Genomic DNA, 18,330 nt, shown 5'->3' with positions numbered 1-18,330 from the left:
AAACGGTGATCAGAGATCGGCTGGCAGTGGCTGCTTGAGCCAAGTGGTGGAGGCCTTTTCCAGCGTGCCGTCAGCCTTGGCGGCGTTCAGGATCTCGTTGACCTTGCCCAGCAGTTCCGGCTGACCCTTGTTCACGCCGACATAGACAGGCGAGTCCTTGAGTTTCACTTTCAGCGCCGGGATGCGCTTGGGGTTGCGCTCGCTGATGGCGACCATCACCACGTTGCCGCTGGCGATCAGGTCGGTCTGGCCGGCCAGGTAGGCGGCGATGGTGGAGTTGTTGTCTTCAAAACGCTTGATGGTCGCGCCCTGTGGAGCGACGGCCGACAATTCGATGTCTTCGATCGCACCGCGAGTGACGCTGATGGTCTTGCCGTTCAGGTCGGCGATTTCCTTGACCGGCGAATCAGGCGGACCGAACACGGCCAGGTAGAACGGCGCGTAGGCGCGGGAGAAGTCGATGACTTTCTCGCGGTCCGGGTTTTTGCCAAGGCTCGAAATCACCAGGTCGACCTTGCCGGTGGTCAGGAACGGGATGCGGTTGGTGCTGTTGACGGGCGTCAGCTCAAGCTTGACCTTCAACTTGTCGGCCAGCAGTTGCGCGGTGTCGATGTCCAGGCCGCGTGGCTTCATGTCCGGACCGACCGAACCGAAAGGCGGAAAGTCCTGGGGGACGGCAACTTTCAGGGTGCCGCGCGCTACGACGTCGTCCAGGCCATTGGCGTGGGCTGGCGCCTGGCTCAGCATCAGGCTGGCAAACAAGGCAGTAAGCAGGGCGCTGTAACGCTTGGTCATGAGAACTCTCCGGGCGGAACGAAAGATGTAGGCCGTTCACCCAGTGCACAGCCCATGCCACCCACTCGTTTTGAACCGTAACTCAAGGTGTCCAGCCTGTTTTTGGTCTTACTGGTCTGAACAGTTGGTAGCGGGTTCGCCCTGCTTTGGAGCGCCTGAAAGCCACGTCGCCCCAGCGCTGGGCGTCGCTTGCCGAATGATCGGGATGGCGCTAAAAGGGCTTTTTACTGGACTGACTGGCCTGAACAGTGATGCCGCATAATTCGCTCGCCGTACCGGAATCAGCCCTCAGGGCCATCCGCAAGCTGATTGATGAACAGGGCTATAAACCCGGCGACAGCCTGCCGTCGCAGCGCGATCTGGCGGCATTGCTGGGTGTCAGCCGTGCGTCGCTGCGCGAGGCGCTGTCATCGCTCAGTGCGCTGGGCGTGGTGAGTGTGCAGCCCGGCAAAGGTGTGTTCGTGCAGTCATTTTCTGAACCAGAACGGCGCACGAGCGGATTTTCCTGGCCTTTCGATGCTCAGGTTTCTCCGGCAGATACGTTCCAGTTGCGTTATGCGCTGGAGGGTTTTGCCGCCGGTCTGGCCGCTGTGACACTGACCGCCGACGAACGGGATGTGCTGGAAGATAACGTCGAGGCCATGCGTCTGGAGCTGCGCGCTGGCGATTTCGAAGCGGCCGCGCGTCTGGATTTCGAGTTTCACCGGCATATCCTGGTGGCCAGTGGCAATCAGGCCATGCTGGGGATCGTGACCGCAGGTGCCGATATCTTCCTGGAAAGCCAGAAGATGCCATTCATAAGGGCTGCAAGGGTGATGGAAACCTGGCAGGAGCACCGCAAGATCCTTCGAGCGCTGGCCCGACATGCCTCCGGTCCTGCGCAAAAGGCCATGCAGGAGCACATCAGGGGCGCTGCGCTACGCACCGGTATTGTTTTCGTTTCCCCTTCGAGCTAGCGATGAGCTATAACCTGACTCATAGACCGTCATAGCCAGACTCAATGATCCTTCGCTTCCTGAATGTCATAAGGCCCGCTATGATGAGCGTCGTTTTTTAGCCTACGAACTCGGAGACATCCATGAGTAGCGACAAGATCAAACACGTCACCGACGCCAGCTTCGAAGCCGATGTACTGAAGGCTCAAGGCCCTGTACTGGTCGACTACTGGGCTGAGTGGTGTGGCCCTTGCAAAATGATTGCCCCGGTTCTGGACGAAATTGCCAACACTTACGAAGGCAAACTGACCGTCGCCAAACTGAACATCGACGAAAATCAGGAAACCCCGGCCAAGCACGGCGTTCGCGGTATCCCGACTCTGATGCTGTTCAAGAATGGCAACGTCGAGGCTACCAAAGTAGGCGCTCTGTCGAAGTCGCAGCTCGCTGCCTTCCTTGACGCCAACATCTGAAGTGCCCCAAGGCCCTGCGAATAGCGGGGCTTTTTTCATCTGCCGTACTAGACTCCTTCAAAATCGAGTGGTACATTCGGCCCCGCAACGGCTTCTCCGTTGCCCCCTGCTAGCCGTCGCCGACGCTCTCCTTTCGATTTAGTACGCGATCCTGTCGCCTTCTCTGCGGCGCGGCCTCATTAAGCCAAAAGCTTAATTTCCCCCTCCATACACGATTACGTCATTCCCATATGAATCTGACTGAACTCAAGCAAAAGCCGATTACCGATCTGCTCGAAATGGCCGAACAGGCTGGCATAGAAAATATGGCCCGTTCGCGCAAGCAGGATGTGATTTTCTCCCTGCTCAAAAGGCACGCTAAAAGTGGCGAGGAAATTTCAGGTGATGGCGTGCTGGAGATCCTCCAGGACGGCTTCGGCTTCCTGCGCTCTGCAGACGCTTCCTATCTGGCCGGCCCGGACGACATCTATGTTTCCCCGAGCCAGATTCGCCGCTTCAACCTGCGCACCGGCGACACCATCGTTGGCAAGATCCGTCCTCCGAAAGAAGGTGAGCGTTATTTCGCTCTGCTCAAGGTCGACACGATCAACTACGACCGTCCGGAAAACGCCAAGAACAAGATTCTGTTCGAAAACCTGACGCCGCTGTTCCCGAATGTGCGCATGAAGATGGAAGCCGGTAACGGTTCCACTGAAGACCTCACCGGTCGTGTCATCGACCTGTGTGCACCGATCGGTAAAGGTCAGCGTGGTTTGATCGTTGCTCCGCCAAAGGCGGGCAAGACCATCATGCTGCAGAACATCGCGTCGAACATCACACGCAACAATCCGGAAGTGCACCTGATCGTTCTGCTGATCGACGAGCGTCCGGAAGAAGTGACCGAAATGCAGCGCACCGTGCGCGGCGAAGTGGTTGCCTCGACCTTCGACGAACCGCCAACCCGTCACGTACAGGTTGCCGAAATGGTGATCGAAAAGGCCAAGCGCCTGGTCGAGCACAAGAAAGACGTCGTCATCCTGCTGGACTCCATCACCCGTCTGGCCCGTGCCTACAACACCGTCATCCCGAGCTCCGGCAAGGTACTGACCGGTGGTGTCGATGCGCACGCTCTGGAGAAGCCAAAGCGTTTCTTCGGTGCTGCACGTAACATCGAAGAAGGCGGCTCGCTGACCATCATCGCCACCGCACTGGTTGAAACCGGTTCGAAGATGGATGAAGTCATCTACGAAGAGTTCAAGGGTACAGGCAACATGGAGCTGCCTCTGGATCGCAAGATCGCAGAGAAGCGCGTGTTCCCGGCCATCAACATCAACCGCTCCGGCACACGCCGCGAAGAGCTGTTGACCGCTGATGACGAGCTGCAGCGCATGTGGATCCTGCGCAAGCTGCTGCACCCGATGGACGAGGTCGCTGCGATCGAGTTCCTGATCGACAAGCTCAAACAGACCAAGACCAACGATGAATTCTTCCTGTCGATGAAACGCAAGTAACAGACGGGTCGGTTCAAGAAATGGCATCCTTCGGGGTGCCATTTTTTTTGGCCGCCGTTTGGCTCATTAGCTGCCTTGAAGGCTCAGAGCAGGTACGATGTGCGTCTATTTGGATAAGTGGCCGGGTTAATGAAATTCAAAGATCTAAGGGATTTCGTACAGCAGCTTGAGCAGCGCGGAGAGCTGAAACGCATTCAGATGCCGATTTCGCCCGTGCTGGAAATGACCGAGATCTGTGATCGCACCCTGCGCGCCAAGGGCCCGGCCCTGTTGTTCGAAAAGCCGGTCGGCTTCGATATTCCGGTGCTGGGCAACCTGTTCGGCACGCCTGAGCGGGTTGCCATGGGCATGGGCGCCGAGGCCGTCAGCGAATTGCGTGAGATCGGCAAACTGCTGGCCTTCCTCAAGGAGCCCGAGCCGCCCAAGGGTTTGAAAGACGCCTGGTCCAAGCTGCCGATCTTCCGCAAGGTCATCGCGATGGCGCCCAAGGTCGTGAAAGATGCGCCCTGCCAGGAAGTGGTCATCGAAGGTGATGACGTCGACCTCGGCATGCTGCCGGTCCAGACCTGCTGGCCGGGCGACGTCGCGCCGCTGATCACCTGGGGCCTGACCGTTACCAAAGGCCCGAACAAGGAACGCCAGAACCTGGGCATCTATCGCCAGCAGGTCATCGGCCGCAACAAGATCATCATGCGCTGGCTCAGCCATCGCGGCGGCGCGCTGGATTTCCGTGACTGGTGCGCCAGGCATCCGGGCGAACCCTATCCGGTCGCCGTGGCGCTGGGTGCTGATCCGGCGACCATTCTGGGCGCGGTCACTCCCGTGCCGGACAGCCTTTCCGAATACGCTTTCGCCGGCCTGTTGCGAGGCTCTCGCACTGAATTGATCAAGTGCCGGGGCAGCAACCTGCAAGTGCCCGCCAGCGCCGAGATCGTGCTTGAAGGCGTGATCCATCCCGGCGAGATGGCCGATGAAGGTCCTTACGGCGACCACACCGGCTATTACAACGAAGTGGACAGCTTCCCGGTGCTGACCGTCGAGCGCATTACGCATCGCATCAAGCCGATCTACCACAGCACCTACACCGGCCGTCCACCGGATGAACCCGCGATTCTGGGCGTTGCCCTGAACGAAGTGTTCGTGCCGATCCTGCAGAAGCAGTTTCCTGAAATCGTCGATTTCTACCTGCCGCCTGAAGGCTGCTCGTACCGCATGGCCGTCGTGACCATCAAGAAACAGTATCCCGGCCATGCCAAGCGCGTGATGCTGGGCGTCTGGTCGTTCCTGCGGCAGTTCATGTACACCAAGTTCGTGATCGTCACCGACGATGACATCAATGCCCGCGACTGGAATGACGTGATCTGGGCGATCACCACGCGCATGGACCCCAAGCGCGACACCGTGATGATCGACAACACGCCTATCGATTATCTGGACTTCGCCTCGCCGGTATCCGGTCTGGGCTCCAAGATGGGCCTGGATGCGACCAACAAGTGGCCGGGTGAAACCAGTCGCGAATGGGGCAGGGCGATCGTCAAGGACGAAGCCACCACACGCCGGGTCGACGAGATCTGGGATCAGTTGGGAATCAAGTGATGCGCGTAACCTTGCAGCCCTCCGGGGCCGTGCTGGAAGCCTTGCCGGGTGAACGGATTCTCGATGCCGCACAGCGTCTGGGCTATGAATGCCCGCAGAGCTGTCGCAATGGCAACTGCCACGTCTGCTCGGCGCTGCTGGTCGAAGGCCGGGTCATGCAGTCGGGTCAGGAGCACGATCACGGCGAGATCTACACCTGTCTGGCCGAGCCGCTGGAAGACTGCGTGGTGCTGTGGGACGGCGTGCTGGCCAAGGGCGAGCTGCCGGTGCGCAGTTTTGCCTGCCAGTTGAGCGAATGCGTCGAGGTCGGCGGCGATGTCTGGCGTGTGGGGCTGCGCGCTCCGGCAGGCAAGGCGCCGCGCTACCATGCCGGACAATACCTGATGATCGAACGTGAGAATGGCGAGAAATCAGCGTTCTCCATTGCCTCGGCTCCTCATCGAGGACGTGATCTGGAGCTGCACGTGCTGGTGCGCGAAGACAGCGCGCGCAGCCTCATTGAGCAATTGCAGCGCAACGCGATGGCTCGGGTCGAACTGCCATTTGGCGACACCCACCTGGCCGAGCTGCCTGACGGGCCGCTGGTTCTGATCGCCGCAGGCACTGGCATGGCGCAGATGAGCAGCCTCATCGAGCATTGCCGCGTCACAGGCTTCAGTCACCCGGTGCATCTGTACTGGGGCGTGCGACGTCCCGAAGACTTCTACGACATCAGCCATTGGGACGAATGGGCGAAACTGCCCAACCTGTTCCTGCACAAGGTTGTCAGTGATCTGTGCGGCTGGGAAGGGCGCTGCGGCATGCTGCACGAGGCGGTCTGCGACGACATCAAGGATCTTTCGGCGGTGCACGTTTACGGCAGCGGCTCGCCTGCGATGATCTACGGCACCCTCGACGCGCTGGTCAGTGCCGGTATGGACGCCCATCAGATGCGTGCGGACGTGTTTGCCTACGCGCCGCGTCCCTGATACCTGACTGACGGTGGTCCGGCTGGATTGTAAATTGCTTGGATCCGCTTATAGCGTCTGGCGATGTCAAATCGTCGCCAGATTCTTTTTGGCAAAAAGGCCATTGGCCTGCAGCGAAGAACGTACCACGACACCCTGAGGCCGCTCGCCCGTGAGCGATTCAGCGGGGCTCGGCAAAGACTGGCAGTCAGACTGTCAGGGAGGCAAATGGAGAACCCAATCAACGAACTGGCCGTAGCTGTGCACGACGGTCTGGGCCTGACGTATCCACCTGTCATCGATCTTGGCCCGCAACTGACACGCGAGCAGTTGCTCGCATCCATGGACGCCACCATGAAGCGTCACAAGGGTGGTCCGGTCTGGCTGTTCGCCTACGGCTCACTGATCTGGCGACCTGAATGCACCGCCGTCGAGCGCCAGCGCGGACGCGTGCATGGATATCATCGCGGTTTGTACCTGTGGTCCCACGAGCACCGCGGCACGCCGGAGGTTCCGGGACTGGTGTTTGGTCTGGACCGTGGCGGCTCCTGCACCGGCTTTGCCTATCGGCTGCCGGATGAGTGTCTGGAAGATTCATTGCTGGCGCTCTGGCAGCGCGAGATGCCTTATCCCTCCTATCGCCCACACTGGCTCAGCTGCCGTCTTGAAGATGGCAGGCAGGTTCAGGCGTTGGGGTTCGTGCTGGAGCGGCATTTACCGAGCTATGCCGGCAATCTGCCGGACAGCGTGCTGAGCCAGGTGCTGGCCAGCGCAAGCGGGCGGTATGGAACCACCCGCGATTACGTCGAGCAGACCGCCATCGCCCTGCGCAGCCACGCCATGCCGGATTTGCATCTGGAGGCGCGGCTCAAGCGGTGCCAGTCAGCGACTGCCTGAATCAGGCCTTGGCTTCACGCGAGGTGCTGGCAACTTGTTTGTGACGCAGCGTCGGCGCCAGGAACACCATGGCCAGAATGCACGCGCCGATCAACAGCACGAAGCCACCGTCCCAGCCGAAATGGTCCACGGTATAGCCCATCGCCGCGCTCGCTGCGACCGAGCCGCCCAGATAACCGAACAGGCCGGTAAAGCCTGCCGCCGTCCCTGCCGCCTTCTTGGGCGCCAGTTCCAGCGCCTGCAGACCGATCAGCATCACCGGGCCGTAGATCAGGAAACCGATGGACACCAGCGCGATCATGTCGACCGTCGGGTTGCCTTCCGGATTCAGCCAGTACACCAGCGTGGCGATGGTCACCAGGAACATGAACACCATGCCGGTCAGGCCGCGATTGCCCTTGAAGATCTTGTCCGACATCCAGCCGCACAGCAGCGTGCCCGGAATACCGGCCCACTCGTAGAGGAAATAGGCCCACGAGGTCTTGTCGACCGTGAAGTGCTTGGCTTCCTTGAGGTAGGTCGGTGCCCAGTCCAGCACGCCGTAGCGCAGCAGATAGACGAACACGTTGGCCATCGCGATGTACCAGAGGAATTTGTTGCGCAGCACGTATTTGACGAAGATTTCCTTGGCGCTGAATTCTTCTTCATGGCTGGCATCGTAGCCTTCCGGATAATCGTTCTTGTAGTGCTCGATAGGCGGAAGGCCCACCGACTGTGGCGTGTCGCGCATCGTCGCAAACGCAAACACGGCAACCAGCAAGGCAACGGCCGCCGGGACGTAGAATGCCGCGTGCCAGTCATTGGTCCAGCCCATGCCCAGCAGGAACAGTGGACCGATCAGGCCGCCACCGACGTTGTGCGCCACGTTCCACACCGACACCACACCGCCACGTTCTTTCTGCGACCACCAGTGCACCATCGTCCGCCCGCTCGGCGGCCAGCCCATGCCTTGCGCCCAGCCGTTGATGAACAGCAGCACGAACATGATCGTGACACTGGACGTCGCCCACGGCGCGAAACCAAAGATGAACATGATCCCGGCCGACACCAGCAGGCCGAAGGGCAGGAAATAGCGTGGGTTTGACCGGTCGGAGATGATCCCCATCAAGAACTTCGACAGACCGTAGGCAATCGCAATCGCCGACATCGCCACGCCCAACTGACCGCGCGTGTAACCCTCATCGATCAAATAAGGCATCGCCAGCGAGAAGTTCTTGCGCAGCAGGTAGTAACCCGCATAACCAATGAAAATACCCGCGAAGATCTGCCAGCGCAGGCGGCGGTAGGTGCTGTCGACTTTTTCTTCGGGAAGGGGTGCCTTGTGCCTGGCAGGGCGGAAAAACGCAAACATAGAGACTCTCCGGGTTCTTATTTTTTTGCGAAAGCGAATATTACATTTTCGTTACAGAAAAAAGCAGTGCCTTTTGACTGAAAAACCCCGTAAATCGGGGCTTGGGCGTGTTGTTTTATGAACGCTTCGGAGGTTTAACGATTCAGCTTGGCAGTAGGATGTTTTCACGATTACTCGTGTACAGGAGGGTAGGCTCTCTTAAAAAATGTTACCTAGCCCAAAACAGTATCCTTCACCTTATTGAGGGCTTTGAACGAAAAATGCCCGTATCTTTCGATACGGGCATTTGAATGCGCCAGCAAATGGCTCGGTAATCGCATCCTGATTAGGAAATCTTATGCGGTGGTGACCAGATGGAGGCGCTGAGGATCTACAACTCTTATAGTGCCTTCTGCCTTAGCTTTAGCGAATGCCTTTGCTGCCATCGCGATTTTTTCACGCTTCAGCGCTTGCAGATCGCTCACTAGGGATTTCGATTCTGGTGCGGAATAGTGCATATCCCTGCCCTCCTAGGCAACATTTAGCTTCATAGCCCGATTGCTTTAAATCGGATGCATGTGATTCGAGTAGCCGTGAGTAGTATAGGTTCAATTTTGGCTTGTCATCCAAGGCAATGGCAACGAAGCCGTCACAAGGGATTTTTTTACCAAAATGGACCATGCTCTCGACGAGCCGTTCTCCTAAGCTCTCCATCCCTCGCCGGAATAGAGGCTTCATTCCAAGGTCTTTTGGCGTCGCAAATTGAAATCCCGATGGATTTTCAAAATCCAGACCGAGCACAAATTTCACTTCGTAAATATTGTCGGACAGGCTTCCAAGGTCCGCTTCAAGCCTGGCTCGACTGGAAGTCGTGTCTGCTATGAGTGGCATGAACAGCATTCGATAATCGACAGATCCGACGATAAACTTTTGAATGTAGAAGAATTTTCCTATCATTCCGTACTCTTCGCACGGAATCTCCAGTATCGGATCGAACTCAGCACATTCCATTGTAAATTGCTCCGTTGAGGATAATCGATCTGCGTCTTCATGTCTAAAAACCGACTGAGGCGCTAATCACCGACCATCACAACGGTTTGCCAGCACATCATATTTGAGCGGACTGATAAAACCAAGCCATTTGATATCAATTCGCCACAAGCAAATCGACATGCCATTTTTCTTCGAGTGTGTTCACGCCGGAGCACCGGATTAACGGCGGCAATCTCAAACATTTGCCTTCCGTTGTCAAGCGCTAGTAGGCCGAATTTTTAAGCCTGTATCTATAAGAATAGACTTATGGTTCTGTCAGATATATCGCTACAGGAGCGATGTCCTGCCCCATCAGGCCGGGTTTCAGATATCTCAGCCAATCGAAACCACCACCTTCCCCACAGCCCGCCTTTCCCCCAACGCATCAATCGCCTCACCAGCCCGCTCCAGCGGATAGACCTGCGACACCAGCGGCTTCAGCTTCCCTTCCTCAAACCACGCAAACAGCTGCTTGAAGTTCGCGGCGTTATCCTGCGGCTGGCGCTGTGCAAAGGAGCCCCAGAACACCCCCACCACCGAAGCGCCTTTGAGCAGGGCCAGGTTGACTGGCAGTTCGGGAATGCGGCCGCTGGCGAAGCCGACGACCAGCAGGCGTCCGTTCCAGGCGATGGCGCGGATGGCCTGGTCGAAGAGGTCGCCGCCGACCGGGTCGTAGATCACGTCGGCGCCGTTGCCGTTGGTGAGGCGTTTGATTTCATCCTTGAGGCTGGTGTCGGTGTAGTTGATGAGTTCGTCGGCGCCTGCGTTTTTGGCGACTTCGAGTTTCTCTGCCGAGCTTGCAGCGGCGATGACGCGTGCACCCAGCGCCTTGCCGATTTCTACCGCAGCCAGGCCGACGCCGCCGGATGCGCCGAGCACCAGCAGGGTTTCGCCGGGCTGCAGGTTGGCGCGTTGCTTGAGGGCGTGCATCGAGGTGCCATAGGTCATGCTGAAGGCGGCGGCTATGGTGAAGTCCATGCTTTCGGGAATGGGCAACACGTTGTAGTTCGGCACGGCGACCTGCTCGGCGAAGCTGCCCCAGCCAGTGAGGGCCATGACGCGGTCGCCGGGTTTGAGGTGGGTGACTTTTTCCCCGACCGTCGAGATCACGCCGGCTGCTTCGCCGCCTGGTGAAAAGGGGAAGGGCGGCTTGAACTGGTATTTACCTTCTATGATGAGGGTGTCTGGAAAGTTGACCCCGGCGGCGTGGACGTCGAGCAGGATTTCGTTCTTCTTGATGTCAGGCGCAGGGATATCTTCGAGCACCAGCGTGCTGGCGGGGCCGAAGGCTTTGCACAAGAGGGCTTTCATCGGGGCTATTCCTTTTCCAGAGATGGCCGATAAAGTCAGTTAAGCGGGTGTGCGGGTCAATGAGCATGACTCGGCCTGATAAGTACACATAAGCTATATCGGCTGTATAAGCTATGCGGCAAACCGAATTAAGGAGTGGACTGTGAAAGCGTGGATTCTGATGTTACTGGCCTTGTCGTTGCCCGTCATGGCGCAGGAAGAAGCCAAGGAAGAAGGTCCGCCCAAGGCGGCCTATGTTTCCCTGACACCACCGTTCGTGGGCAATTACGCGCTGGATGGCGGCCCCAAGCTGCGCGTCTACAAGGCTGACATCGCCCTGCGTGTCACCGGTGCCGACGCTGAAGCGGCTGTGAAGCGCAACGATGCGCTGATCCGCAATCAGTTGGTGTCGCTGTTCACCCAGCAGACCGTGGACAGCATGAGCAGCGCCGAAGCGAAGGAAAACATTCGTCAGGAAGCGCTCAAGCAGGTCCAGCGCGTCATGAACGATGAAGAGGGCAAGCCGGTCGTTGAGGACCTGCTGTTCAACAACTTCATCGTCCAGTAAGCCCGATCAGCGCAACGCCAGAATCGCCGCCCATTGTTCGGCGGTGACCGGCATGACCGAAAGTCGGCTACCCTTCTGCACCAGAGGCAGTTGTTCCAGCTGACTTTGCTGTTTCAGGTAGCCGAGGCCGAGCACTTTGCCGAAGTGTTCCACGAACTCCACGTCGATGGCGCTCCATGGATTCTTTTCGGGTGTGGCTTTGGCGTCGTGGTAATGACTGTCAGGGTCCAGCGCGGTAGGGTCGGGGTAAGCGGCTTCAGTGATCTTCGCGATCCCCGCTATGCCTGGCTCGGGGCAGCTGGAATGGTAAAAAAAGAATTCATCACCAACCGCCATGGACCTGATGAAGTTGCGTGCCTGATAGTTGCGCACACCGTCCCAGCGGGTCTTGCCCAGACGTTGCAAGTCGCTGATCGAAAGCTCGTCGGGCTCGGACTTCATCAGCCAATAGGCCATTACGGGTTGCTCCTCGAGTGATAAGTTCATGTGAGTTTGATGACAAACCGACAGTCGGTTGGCGCCAGCATTTGCGTACTGGATCACGTTATCGCAGAATGCCGCCCTTTAAGCACCACGCTGCTGCACGGCTCGTAGAAAACCGCTGCTGACACCGTATTGATTTGCCTAAGGAGGGCAGTCAATGAAACGCAAGCCTGATTTACTCTGGATTCTGGTCGTATTGTTTGGCTTGGGTGTCGTGACAACCGGTTATGCGCAGAGCCTGTGGACAAGCAAGGAAGACATGCCCGTCGAGATTACCCAGCAACAACAGAAAGTGCCCGGTCGGCACTGATTCTCCCCTCGATACGCCCCCTCTCGCTCTGACCGCTATACGCCTTCGCCACGAAGCCTGACCGGTCAGAGTGCCTGAGCCAGATACCAGCGCTTGTCCGATACCGTACCCTGCAATGGGACATCCCAGCTGGCCTGCGCCAATCGCTCCACCTTCTGACATTCATGCGCCAGACCGAGCAGCACCGGCTTGCGCCATGTGCTTCTGCGCGCCCGGTACGCCAGGCTGCGGTCATAGAAGCCGCCACCCATGCCCAGACGCCCGCCTTCGTCATCGAATCCCACCAGCGGCATTAGCACCAGATCGAGCGCCCAGATCCTGCGCTGTTTTGCGCGATTGATACGCGGCTCGGGAATGCGGAAGCGGTTGGGCTTGAATTTCTCGCCGGGGCGCACGCGCTGAAAGACCATGCGGGTTCTTGGCCAGGCATTGAGAACCGGCAGGTACGTCGCCTTGCCGCGCCGCTGCGCCGCACGCAGCAACAGGCGGGGGTCGATCTCGCCGTCCCTGGGCAGGTACAGCGAGACATGTCGGGCGCGTCGGAACAAGGGATGCTGCGCCAGTTGCCGATAGAGGCCACGGGCGGCTTCACGTTGCTGGCTGCGGGTCAGGGATCGACGGGCCTTGCGCAGTTGGCGGCGCAATTGCGGGCGTGAGAGTGAAGGTGCGCTGGTCATGAGCGAGAGGTCATGCAGGCTGATCCGGAAGATTGATCCTTGAGGTGCGTATCAAGGCGGGATCGTCATTGCCAGGCAGTTGGGCTGGCAATGGATTGAATAAGGACTCCCCGACGAACCGCTGTCGGTGTAGCCCTTGAACCCGAAAGTTCAAGGTGGAGATTGCAGGAGGTTTTAAGGCTTTCCGTCGAGCGGACATGCACACCAACCCCAACGTGCAACCCCCGTGGTTGTGCGTATCGGCTCAGGGACATGACCGACTGGCAAGCACTCCAGGGAGCGGCGCAAGTATACAGAAATGCCCCGAAATAATCAGCCCCGTGTTGAATCCGGTGTGCCGGGCGTGTCGGTGGCGAGCACCAGATCGACCTTGTCGAGCAGATCGCGAACCTGTTCACGGGTCGAGCCGCTGGCCTGTACGTCAGGCAGATCCTGCTTGTGCAGCAGGTCGTGAGTGATATTCAGAGCGGCCATTACCGCAATGCGATCGGCGCCGATGACTTTGCCGCTGCTACGGATTTCACGCATCTTTCCATCCAGGTAGCGGGCAGCGCTGACCAGATTGGTGCGCTCTTCCTGAGGGCAGATGATGGAATATTCCTTGTCGAGGATCTGAACGGTCACGCTGTTGCCATTACTCATGAGTCTTGCTCCAAAGCTTTGAGGCGCGAAATCATTGACTCGACCTTCTGCCGGGCGATTTCGTTCTTTTCAATGAGGTGGGCGCGTTCCTCGCGCCAGGACTTTTCCTGAGCTAATAGGAGTGCGTTTTGGGATTTTAGTTGCTCGGCGTGCCTGAGCAGCAGCTCCACTCGTTTCATCAGCGCTTGCAGGTCGGTGTCTTCCATTGTTTTCCACTGAGTACTTTCTGATGAATGGCAGGGGTGTCGTGTTCACGCTCAAGCCCAAACCGTCGCGTTGATGATCTTGGCGCGCGGATAGTCTAGGATACAAGGCCTTCATTCTAGACATTGCGCCGTTTGGCGACTAGCTACCCATGCCTATTCAGAATTCTCCGTACAAAGCATTCGCCACCCTGCTCAACGGCAGTGGTCATCCGGTTTCTCCCGCTGAACTTCATGGCCTGCTGCTGGGCCGCAGCTGCGCGGGCGCAGGCTTCGACAACGAAGGCTGGTTTGCCGACGCCTCTGTGCTGCTCGAAACCGAGCCGGAAGACAACGTCCGCCAGGCGCTGATCGGCCTGCAGGAAATGGTCAAGGGCGAACTCACCAGCGACGACATGACCGTGGTCCTGTTGCTGCCGGGCGACGACGAGCCACTGGCGGACCGTGCTGCGGCGCTGGGTCAGTGGTGCCAGGGTTTCCTGTCGGGCTTCGGTCTGGCAGCGGGTGACAAGGTGCTGAGCATCGAGGCAACCGAAGTTCTGCAGGATCTGGCCGCCATTGCCCAGGTTCAGGACGCGCTGGAAGAGTCCGAGGACGGCGAAACCGATTACATGGAAGTCATGGAATACCTGCGCGTTGCGCCGCTGCTGCTGTTCACCGAGTGCAACAAGCCCGCCACGCCGGAACCCAAGCCTTCCCTGCACTGATTGCCCATCATTGCGTATCGGTTGATGCCCAAGGCTTGGACCGATGCGCGCCATCAGGACATACGTTGCCGATGATCCATATACCCAAGGCCGAATACGCCCGCCGACGCAAAGCCCTGATGGCCCAGATGGAGCCCAACAGCATTGCGATTCTGCCGGCTGCGGCTGTGGCGATTCGCAATCGTGATGTCGAGCACGTCTATCGTCAGGACAGTGATTTTCAGTACCTGAGTGGTTTTCCGGAACCGGAAGCCGTGGTCGTGCTGATTCCGGGCCGTGAATATGGCGAGTACGTGCTGTTCTGCCGCGAACGCAATGCCGAGCGCGAGCTGTGGGAAGGTCTGCGTGCCGGGCAGGAAGGCGCGATTCGTGATTTCGGCGCGGACGATGCGTTTCCGATCAGCGATATCGACGACATCCTGCCAGGGCTGATCGAAGGCCGAGACCGGGTGTACTCGGCGATGGGCAGCAACCCTGAGTTCGATCGCCACCTGATGGAGTGGATCAACGTGATCCGGTCCAAGGCGCACCTGGGCGCACAGCCGCCCAACGAATTTGTCGCGCTGGATCATCTGCTGCATGACATGCGCCTGTACAAGTCGGCCGCCGAGATCAAGGTGATGCGCGGCGCCGCACAGATTTCTGCGCGTGCTCACGTGCGGGCGATGCAGGCCTGCCGGGCCGGGCTGCATGAGTTCAGCCTTGAAGCCGAGCTGGATTACGAATTCCGCAAAGGCGGCGCGAAGATGCCAGCCTACGGCTCCATTGTCGCCTCGGGCCGCAACGCCTGCATCCTGCATTACCAGCAGAACGACGCGGCCCTCAAGGACGGCGATCTGGTGCTGATCGACGCCGGTTGCGAAATCGACTGTTACGCCAGCGATATCACGCGCACTTTTCCGGTCAGTGGCACGTTCTCGCCGGAACAGAAGGCCATCTACGAACTGGTGCTCAAATCCCAATACGCGGCCTTCGAGGCCATCGGTCCGGGCAAGCACTGGAACCAGGCGCATGAAGCGACGGTCCAGGTAATTACCGCCGGGCTTGTCGAGCTGGGTCTGTTGCAGGGCGACGTGAACCAGTTGATTGAAGACGAAGCCTACAAGGCGTTCTACATGCACCGGGCCGGACACTGGCTGGGCATGGACGTGCACGATGTGGGCGAATACAAGGTCGGCGGAGAATGGCGCGTGCTGGAAGTCGGCATGGCGCTGACCGTGGAACCCGGCATTTACGTGTCTCCTGACAATCTGAATGTCGCAAAGAAATGGCGAGGTATCGGCGTGCGTATCGAGGACGACGTGGTGGTAACCAAGAAAGGCTGTGAAGTGCTCTCCGGCGACGTGCCCAAAACCGTGGCCGAGATCGAAGCGCTGATGGCCGCCTCACGGGTTCAGGCAGCATGAGCCGTTTCAACATAGCCATCGTCGGTGGCGGACTGGTCGGCGCGAGCCTTGCGCTTGCCTTGCAGGCAGGCGCCAAGGCCCGTGGCTGGAAAATCGTTCTGATCGAACCGTTCGCGCCAGGCGAAACCTATCAGCCCAGCTATGACGCCCGCTCCTCGGCGCTGTCGTTTGGGGCGCGTCGTATTTATGAGCGTCTTGGCGTCTGGCAGCAGATCTCGCGCCGGGCCGAGCCGATTCTGCAGATTCAGGTGTCCGACCGTGGCCGCTTCGGTGCGACGCGTCTGTCGGCCATCGAGGAAGGCGTGCCTGCACTCGGTTACGTGGTTGAAAACGCTTGGCTGGGGCCGTGCCTGTGGGCCGGGCTGGACCGTGATGTCGTCAGCTGGCGCGTGCCCGCCGAGGTGCGCAGCATGCAGCCGTTGGCGGATGGGTATCGCCTGACGCTGGCCGACGAAACCGAACTGGAATGCGACCTCGCTGTGCTGGCTGACGGCGGCCGCTCCAGTCTGCGCGAGCAATTGGGCATCGGTGTACGGCAGACGCCCTATGATCAGAGCGCGTTGATCGCCAACATCACGCCAAGTGAGGCTCACTGCGGTCAGGCGTTCGAACGCTTTACCGATGACGGCCCGATGGCCCTGCTGCCATTGCCGGACAATCGTTGCGCCTTGGTCTGGACGCGTCGTGGCAATGACACCCAGCGTCTCGCCGAGCTGGACGACCGCAGTTTTCTGGAAGAGCTGCAGGGTGTGTTCGGCTACCGCCTCGGCACCTTGCGTCAGGTCGGCGCGCGGCATGTGTATCCGCTGGCGCTGGTCGAAGCCGAAGAGCAGGTGCGCTCGCATCTGGTGATTCTCGGTAACGCCGCACACAGCCTGCACCCGATTGCCGGGCAGGGTTTCAACCTGTCGCTGCGCGATGCCGATGCGCTCGCCGAAACGCTGCTCGACAGCGACGCGGCGCTGGGTGACCTGGCAACGCTGCAGATCTACCGTGAACGTCAACGAGCCGATCAACAATTGACCGTGGGTTTCAGTGACAAGGTGACGCGCCTGTTCGGCAGCACGCAGTCGGCGGTGACCACAGGGCGTAACCTCGGACTGCTGGGGCTGGACCTGCTGCCCACCGCCAAGCGCTGGTTTGCCCGTCAAGCGATGGGCCTGGGGACACGAACCGATGTCTGAGGCAGGCACTTTCAACACGGCTGCGGCCGCAAGCGGGAACGGTGTGAACATGGAAACGCGTGCAGATGTGCTGATCGTCGGTGCCGGCATGGTCGGCAGCGCCCTTGCGCTGGCCCTGCAAGGCAGTGGCCTGGACGTCATCGTGGTCGATGGCGGTGCGTTGAGCGTCAAGCCGTTTGACGCGGACTCCACGTTCGAGCCGCGGGTCAGTGCCCTGTCTGCGGCCAGCCAGCGGATTCTGCAGCGCCTCGACGTGTGGGAAGGCATCGCCGGACGGCGCGTCAGCCCCTACAGCCACATGCATGTGTGGGACGGCAGCGGCACCGGGCAGATCCACTTCTCCGCCTCCAGCGTGCACGCCGATGTGCTCGGTCACATCGTCGAAAACCGTGTGGTTCAGGACGCGTTGCTCGACCGCCTGCATGACAGCGATATCGGCCTGTTGGCCAACGCACGGCTGGAGCAGATGCGCTATTCCGGCGATGACTGGCTGCTGACCCTGTCTGACGGCCACAAGCTCCGCGCCCCCTTGGTCGTGGCGGCCGATGGCGCGAACTCCGCCGTGCGCCGTTTGACCGGTACGCCGACCCGAGAATGGAATTACCTGCACAACGCAATCGTGACCAGCGTGCGCACGGCCGAACCGAACAGAAAGACCGCCTGGCAGCGTTTCACCGACGAAGGGCCGCTGGCCTTTCTGCCGCTTGATCGTGAAGGCGAGCATTGGAGCTCGATTGTCTGGTCGGTGACGCCCGCCGAGTCCGAGCGGCTGATGGCAGTGACCGATGAAGTGTTCTGCAAGGAGCTTGAGCAGGCGTTTGAAGGGCGTTTGGGGCAGGTGCTGGCAGTCGATGCACGTTTGTGCGTCCCGCTGCGTCAGCGCCACGCCAAACGCTACGTCGCCAAAGGCCTTGCCCTGATCGGCGACGCGGCGCACACCATTCACCCGCTGGCCGGGCAGGGCGTGAACCTCGGGTTTCTCGACGCCGCCGTGCTGGCCGAAGTGCTGACTCATGCAGCGGCACGTGGCGAGTTGCTGTCGGACGTGCGCGTGCTGGGTCGCTACGAGCGCCGCCGCATGCCGCACAACCTGGCGCTGATGGCCGCGATGGAAGGCTTTGAGCGTCTGTTTCAGGCTGACCCGCTGCCGCTGCGCTGGCTGCGCAACACCGGGCTCAAAGTGGTCAACAAGCTGCCGGAAGCCAAGGCAATGTTCGTCCGCGAGGCGCTGGGGTTGTCGGGCGATTTGCCGGAGCTGGCGAGGTTGTAAGGTCTTGGCGGATCTCTCCCGCTCCAGCGCTCATCGTTACACACAAGTCCGTCTCGACACTGATCGTGCCCATCGCTCCGCGTGGGCATGCCTCC

20 protein-coding genes and 1 other RNA gene are annotated in these 18,330 nt (G+C 59.5%); 12 read left to right on the top strand and 9 right to left on the bottom strand.

Going from position 1 to position 18,330, the window contains the following annotated elements; genetic code table 11:
- Positions 1–9: 9 nt before the first annotated feature.
- Positions 10–795: a transporter substrate-binding domain-containing protein gene (locus tag QRN20_RS20620; RefSeq protein WP_004886829.1), complete on the bottom strand. Its 786-nt coding sequence runs from the start codon at positions 793–795 to the stop codon at positions 10–12.
- A gap of 251 nt (positions 796–1,046) precedes the next feature.
- Here QRN20_RS20620 and QRN20_RS20615 point away from each other — a divergent pair, with 251 nt between their 5' ends.
- From QRN20_RS20615 to QRN20_RS20590, 6 genes are all read left to right on the top strand, one after another.
- Complete coding sequence (locus QRN20_RS20615; protein ID WP_029242916.1) at positions 1,047–1,751, top strand: FadR/GntR family transcriptional regulator; 705 nt, start codon at positions 1,047–1,049, stop codon at positions 1,749–1,751.
- A gap of 122 nt (positions 1,752–1,873) precedes the next feature.
- Positions 1,874–2,203, top strand: a complete 330-nt coding sequence (gene trxA / locus QRN20_RS20610) for a thioredoxin TrxA (RefSeq protein ID WP_029242917.1) — start codon at positions 1,874–1,876, stop codon at positions 2,201–2,203.
- A 230-nt stretch (positions 2,204–2,433) separates the two neighbouring features.
- Positions 2,434–3,693, top strand: a complete 1,260-nt coding sequence (gene rho, locus QRN20_RS20605) for a transcription termination factor Rho (protein ID WP_004886821.1) — start codon at positions 2,434–2,436, stop codon at positions 3,691–3,693.
- A 129-nt stretch (positions 3,694–3,822) separates the two neighbouring features.
- Positions 3,823–5,289, top strand: coding sequence for a 4-hydroxy-3-polyprenylbenzoate decarboxylase (ubiD, locus tag QRN20_RS20600; RefSeq protein ID WP_025996720.1), 1,467 nt, complete (start codon positions 3,823–3,825; stop codon positions 5,287–5,289).
- The gene (locus tag QRN20_RS20595) at positions 5,289–6,257 is read left to right on the top strand and encodes a CDP-6-deoxy-delta-3,4-glucoseen reductase (RefSeq protein WP_029242918.1); all 969 of its coding nucleotides are present in this window, start codon (positions 5,289–5,291) and stop codon (positions 6,255–6,257) included. Before ubiD ends, QRN20_RS20595 begins: the two co-directional genes overlap by 1 nt.
- A gap of 207 nt (positions 6,258–6,464) precedes the next feature.
- Positions 6,465–7,133: a gamma-glutamylcyclotransferase gene (locus QRN20_RS20590; RefSeq protein WP_004886814.1), complete on the top strand. Its 669-nt coding sequence runs from the start codon at positions 6,465–6,467 to the stop codon at positions 7,131–7,133.
- Between the two features lies 1 nt (position 7,134).
- Here QRN20_RS20590 and glpT read toward each other — a convergent pair whose 3' ends face one another.
- The 3 genes from glpT to QRN20_RS20575 all read right to left on the bottom strand — a co-directional run bounded on the left by glpT (position 7,135) and on the right by QRN20_RS20575 (position 10,806).
- On the bottom strand, positions 7,135–8,484 hold the full coding sequence (gene glpT / locus QRN20_RS20585; RefSeq protein ID WP_029242919.1) for a glycerol-3-phosphate transporter: 1,350 nt from the start codon (positions 8,482–8,484) through the stop codon (positions 7,135–7,137).
- Between the two features lie 435 nt (positions 8,485–8,919).
- Positions 8,920–9,474, bottom strand: coding sequence for a hypothetical protein (locus tag QRN20_RS20580; RefSeq protein WP_122427970.1), 555 nt, complete (start codon positions 9,472–9,474; stop codon positions 8,920–8,922).
- 354 nt (positions 9,475–9,828) lie between these two features.
- Positions 9,829–10,806, bottom strand: coding sequence for an NADPH:quinone oxidoreductase family protein (locus QRN20_RS20575; RefSeq protein ID WP_122427973.1), 978 nt, complete (start codon positions 10,804–10,806; stop codon positions 9,829–9,831).
- Positions 10,807–10,948: 142 nt separating this feature from the next.
- Between QRN20_RS20575 and QRN20_RS20570 the strand changes: the two genes are divergently transcribed.
- Positions 10,949–11,353 (top strand): flagellar basal body-associated protein FliL, encoded by a 405-nt coding sequence (locus QRN20_RS20570; protein ID WP_025996713.1) that lies wholly within the window; start codon positions 10,949–10,951, stop codon positions 11,351–11,353.
- A gap of 6 nt (positions 11,354–11,359) precedes the next feature.
- On the opposite strand, the gene QRN20_RS20565 is transcribed toward QRN20_RS20570, so the two are convergent.
- Positions 11,360–11,809: an EVE domain-containing protein gene (locus tag QRN20_RS20565; protein WP_029242922.1), complete on the bottom strand. Its 450-nt coding sequence runs from the start codon at positions 11,807–11,809 to the stop codon at positions 11,360–11,362.
- A 184-nt stretch (positions 11,810–11,993) separates the two neighbouring features.
- Here QRN20_RS20565 and QRN20_RS20560 point away from each other — a divergent pair, with 184 nt between their 5' ends.
- Positions 11,994–12,146, top strand: a complete 153-nt coding sequence (locus QRN20_RS20560) for a hypothetical protein (protein ID WP_032633160.1) — start codon at positions 11,994–11,996, stop codon at positions 12,144–12,146.
- Between the two features lie 65 nt (positions 12,147–12,211).
- On the opposite strand, the gene QRN20_RS20555 is transcribed toward QRN20_RS20560, so the two are convergent.
- The 4 genes from QRN20_RS20555 to QRN20_RS20540 all read right to left on the bottom strand — a co-directional run bounded on the left by QRN20_RS20555 (position 12,212) and on the right by QRN20_RS20540 (position 13,671).
- On the bottom strand, positions 12,212–12,823 hold the full coding sequence (locus QRN20_RS20555) for a 5-formyltetrahydrofolate cyclo-ligase (RefSeq protein WP_285361088.1): 612 nt from the start codon (positions 12,821–12,823) through the stop codon (positions 12,212–12,214).
- 103 nt (positions 12,824–12,926) lie between these two features.
- Positions 12,927–13,105, bottom strand: a non-coding RNA gene (gene ssrS / locus QRN20_RS20550) — 6S RNA.
- 30 nt (positions 13,106–13,135) lie between these two features.
- Entirely contained in the window at positions 13,136–13,465 is a 330-nt protein-coding gene (locus tag QRN20_RS20545) for a cell division protein ZapA (protein ID WP_004886792.1), read from the bottom strand.
- Positions 13,462–13,671 carry a TIGR02449 family protein gene (locus QRN20_RS20540; protein WP_004886787.1) on the bottom strand — a complete coding sequence of 70 codons (210 nt, stop codon included), beginning with the start codon at positions 13,669–13,671 and terminating at the stop codon, positions 13,462–13,464. Before QRN20_RS20540 ends, QRN20_RS20545 begins: the two co-directional genes overlap by 4 nt.
- A 149-nt stretch (positions 13,672–13,820) precedes the next feature.
- Between QRN20_RS20540 and QRN20_RS20535 the strand changes: the two genes are divergently transcribed.
- The 4 genes from QRN20_RS20535 to QRN20_RS20520 all read left to right on the top strand — a co-directional run bounded on the left by QRN20_RS20535 (position 13,821) and on the right by QRN20_RS20520 (position 18,235).
- A complete protein-coding gene (locus QRN20_RS20535; protein WP_004886783.1) occupies positions 13,821–14,375 on the top strand; it encodes a YecA/YgfB family protein in 555 nt (184 codons plus the stop codon).
- Between the two features lie 71 nt (positions 14,376–14,446).
- Positions 14,447–15,781, top strand: a complete 1,335-nt coding sequence (pepP, locus tag QRN20_RS20530) for a Xaa-Pro aminopeptidase (protein ID WP_029242924.1) — start codon at positions 14,447–14,449, stop codon at positions 15,779–15,781.
- The gene (ubiH, locus tag QRN20_RS20525) at positions 15,778–16,965 is read left to right on the top strand and encodes a 2-octaprenyl-6-methoxyphenyl hydroxylase (RefSeq protein ID WP_058430733.1); all 1,188 of its coding nucleotides are present in this window, start codon (positions 15,778–15,780) and stop codon (positions 16,963–16,965) included. Before pepP ends, ubiH begins: the two co-directional genes overlap by 4 nt.
- Positions 16,966–17,014: 49 nt before the next feature.
- Positions 17,015–18,235, top strand: a complete 1,221-nt coding sequence (locus tag QRN20_RS20520; protein WP_285361085.1) for a 2-octaprenyl-3-methyl-6-methoxy-1,4-benzoquinol hydroxylase — start codon at positions 17,015–17,017, stop codon at positions 18,233–18,235.
- Positions 18,236–18,330: the final 95 nt, after the last annotated feature.

This window comes from Pseudomonas sp. fls2-241-TYG-175 (assembly GCF_030209155.1).
In the GTDB taxonomy this organism is placed as follows: domain Bacteria; phylum Pseudomonadota; class Gammaproteobacteria; order Pseudomonadales; family Pseudomonadaceae; genus Aquipseudomonas; species Aquipseudomonas viridiflava.
Note: the sequence above shows the minus strand (reverse complement) of the source record. Positions and strands in the feature narration are given on the sequence as shown.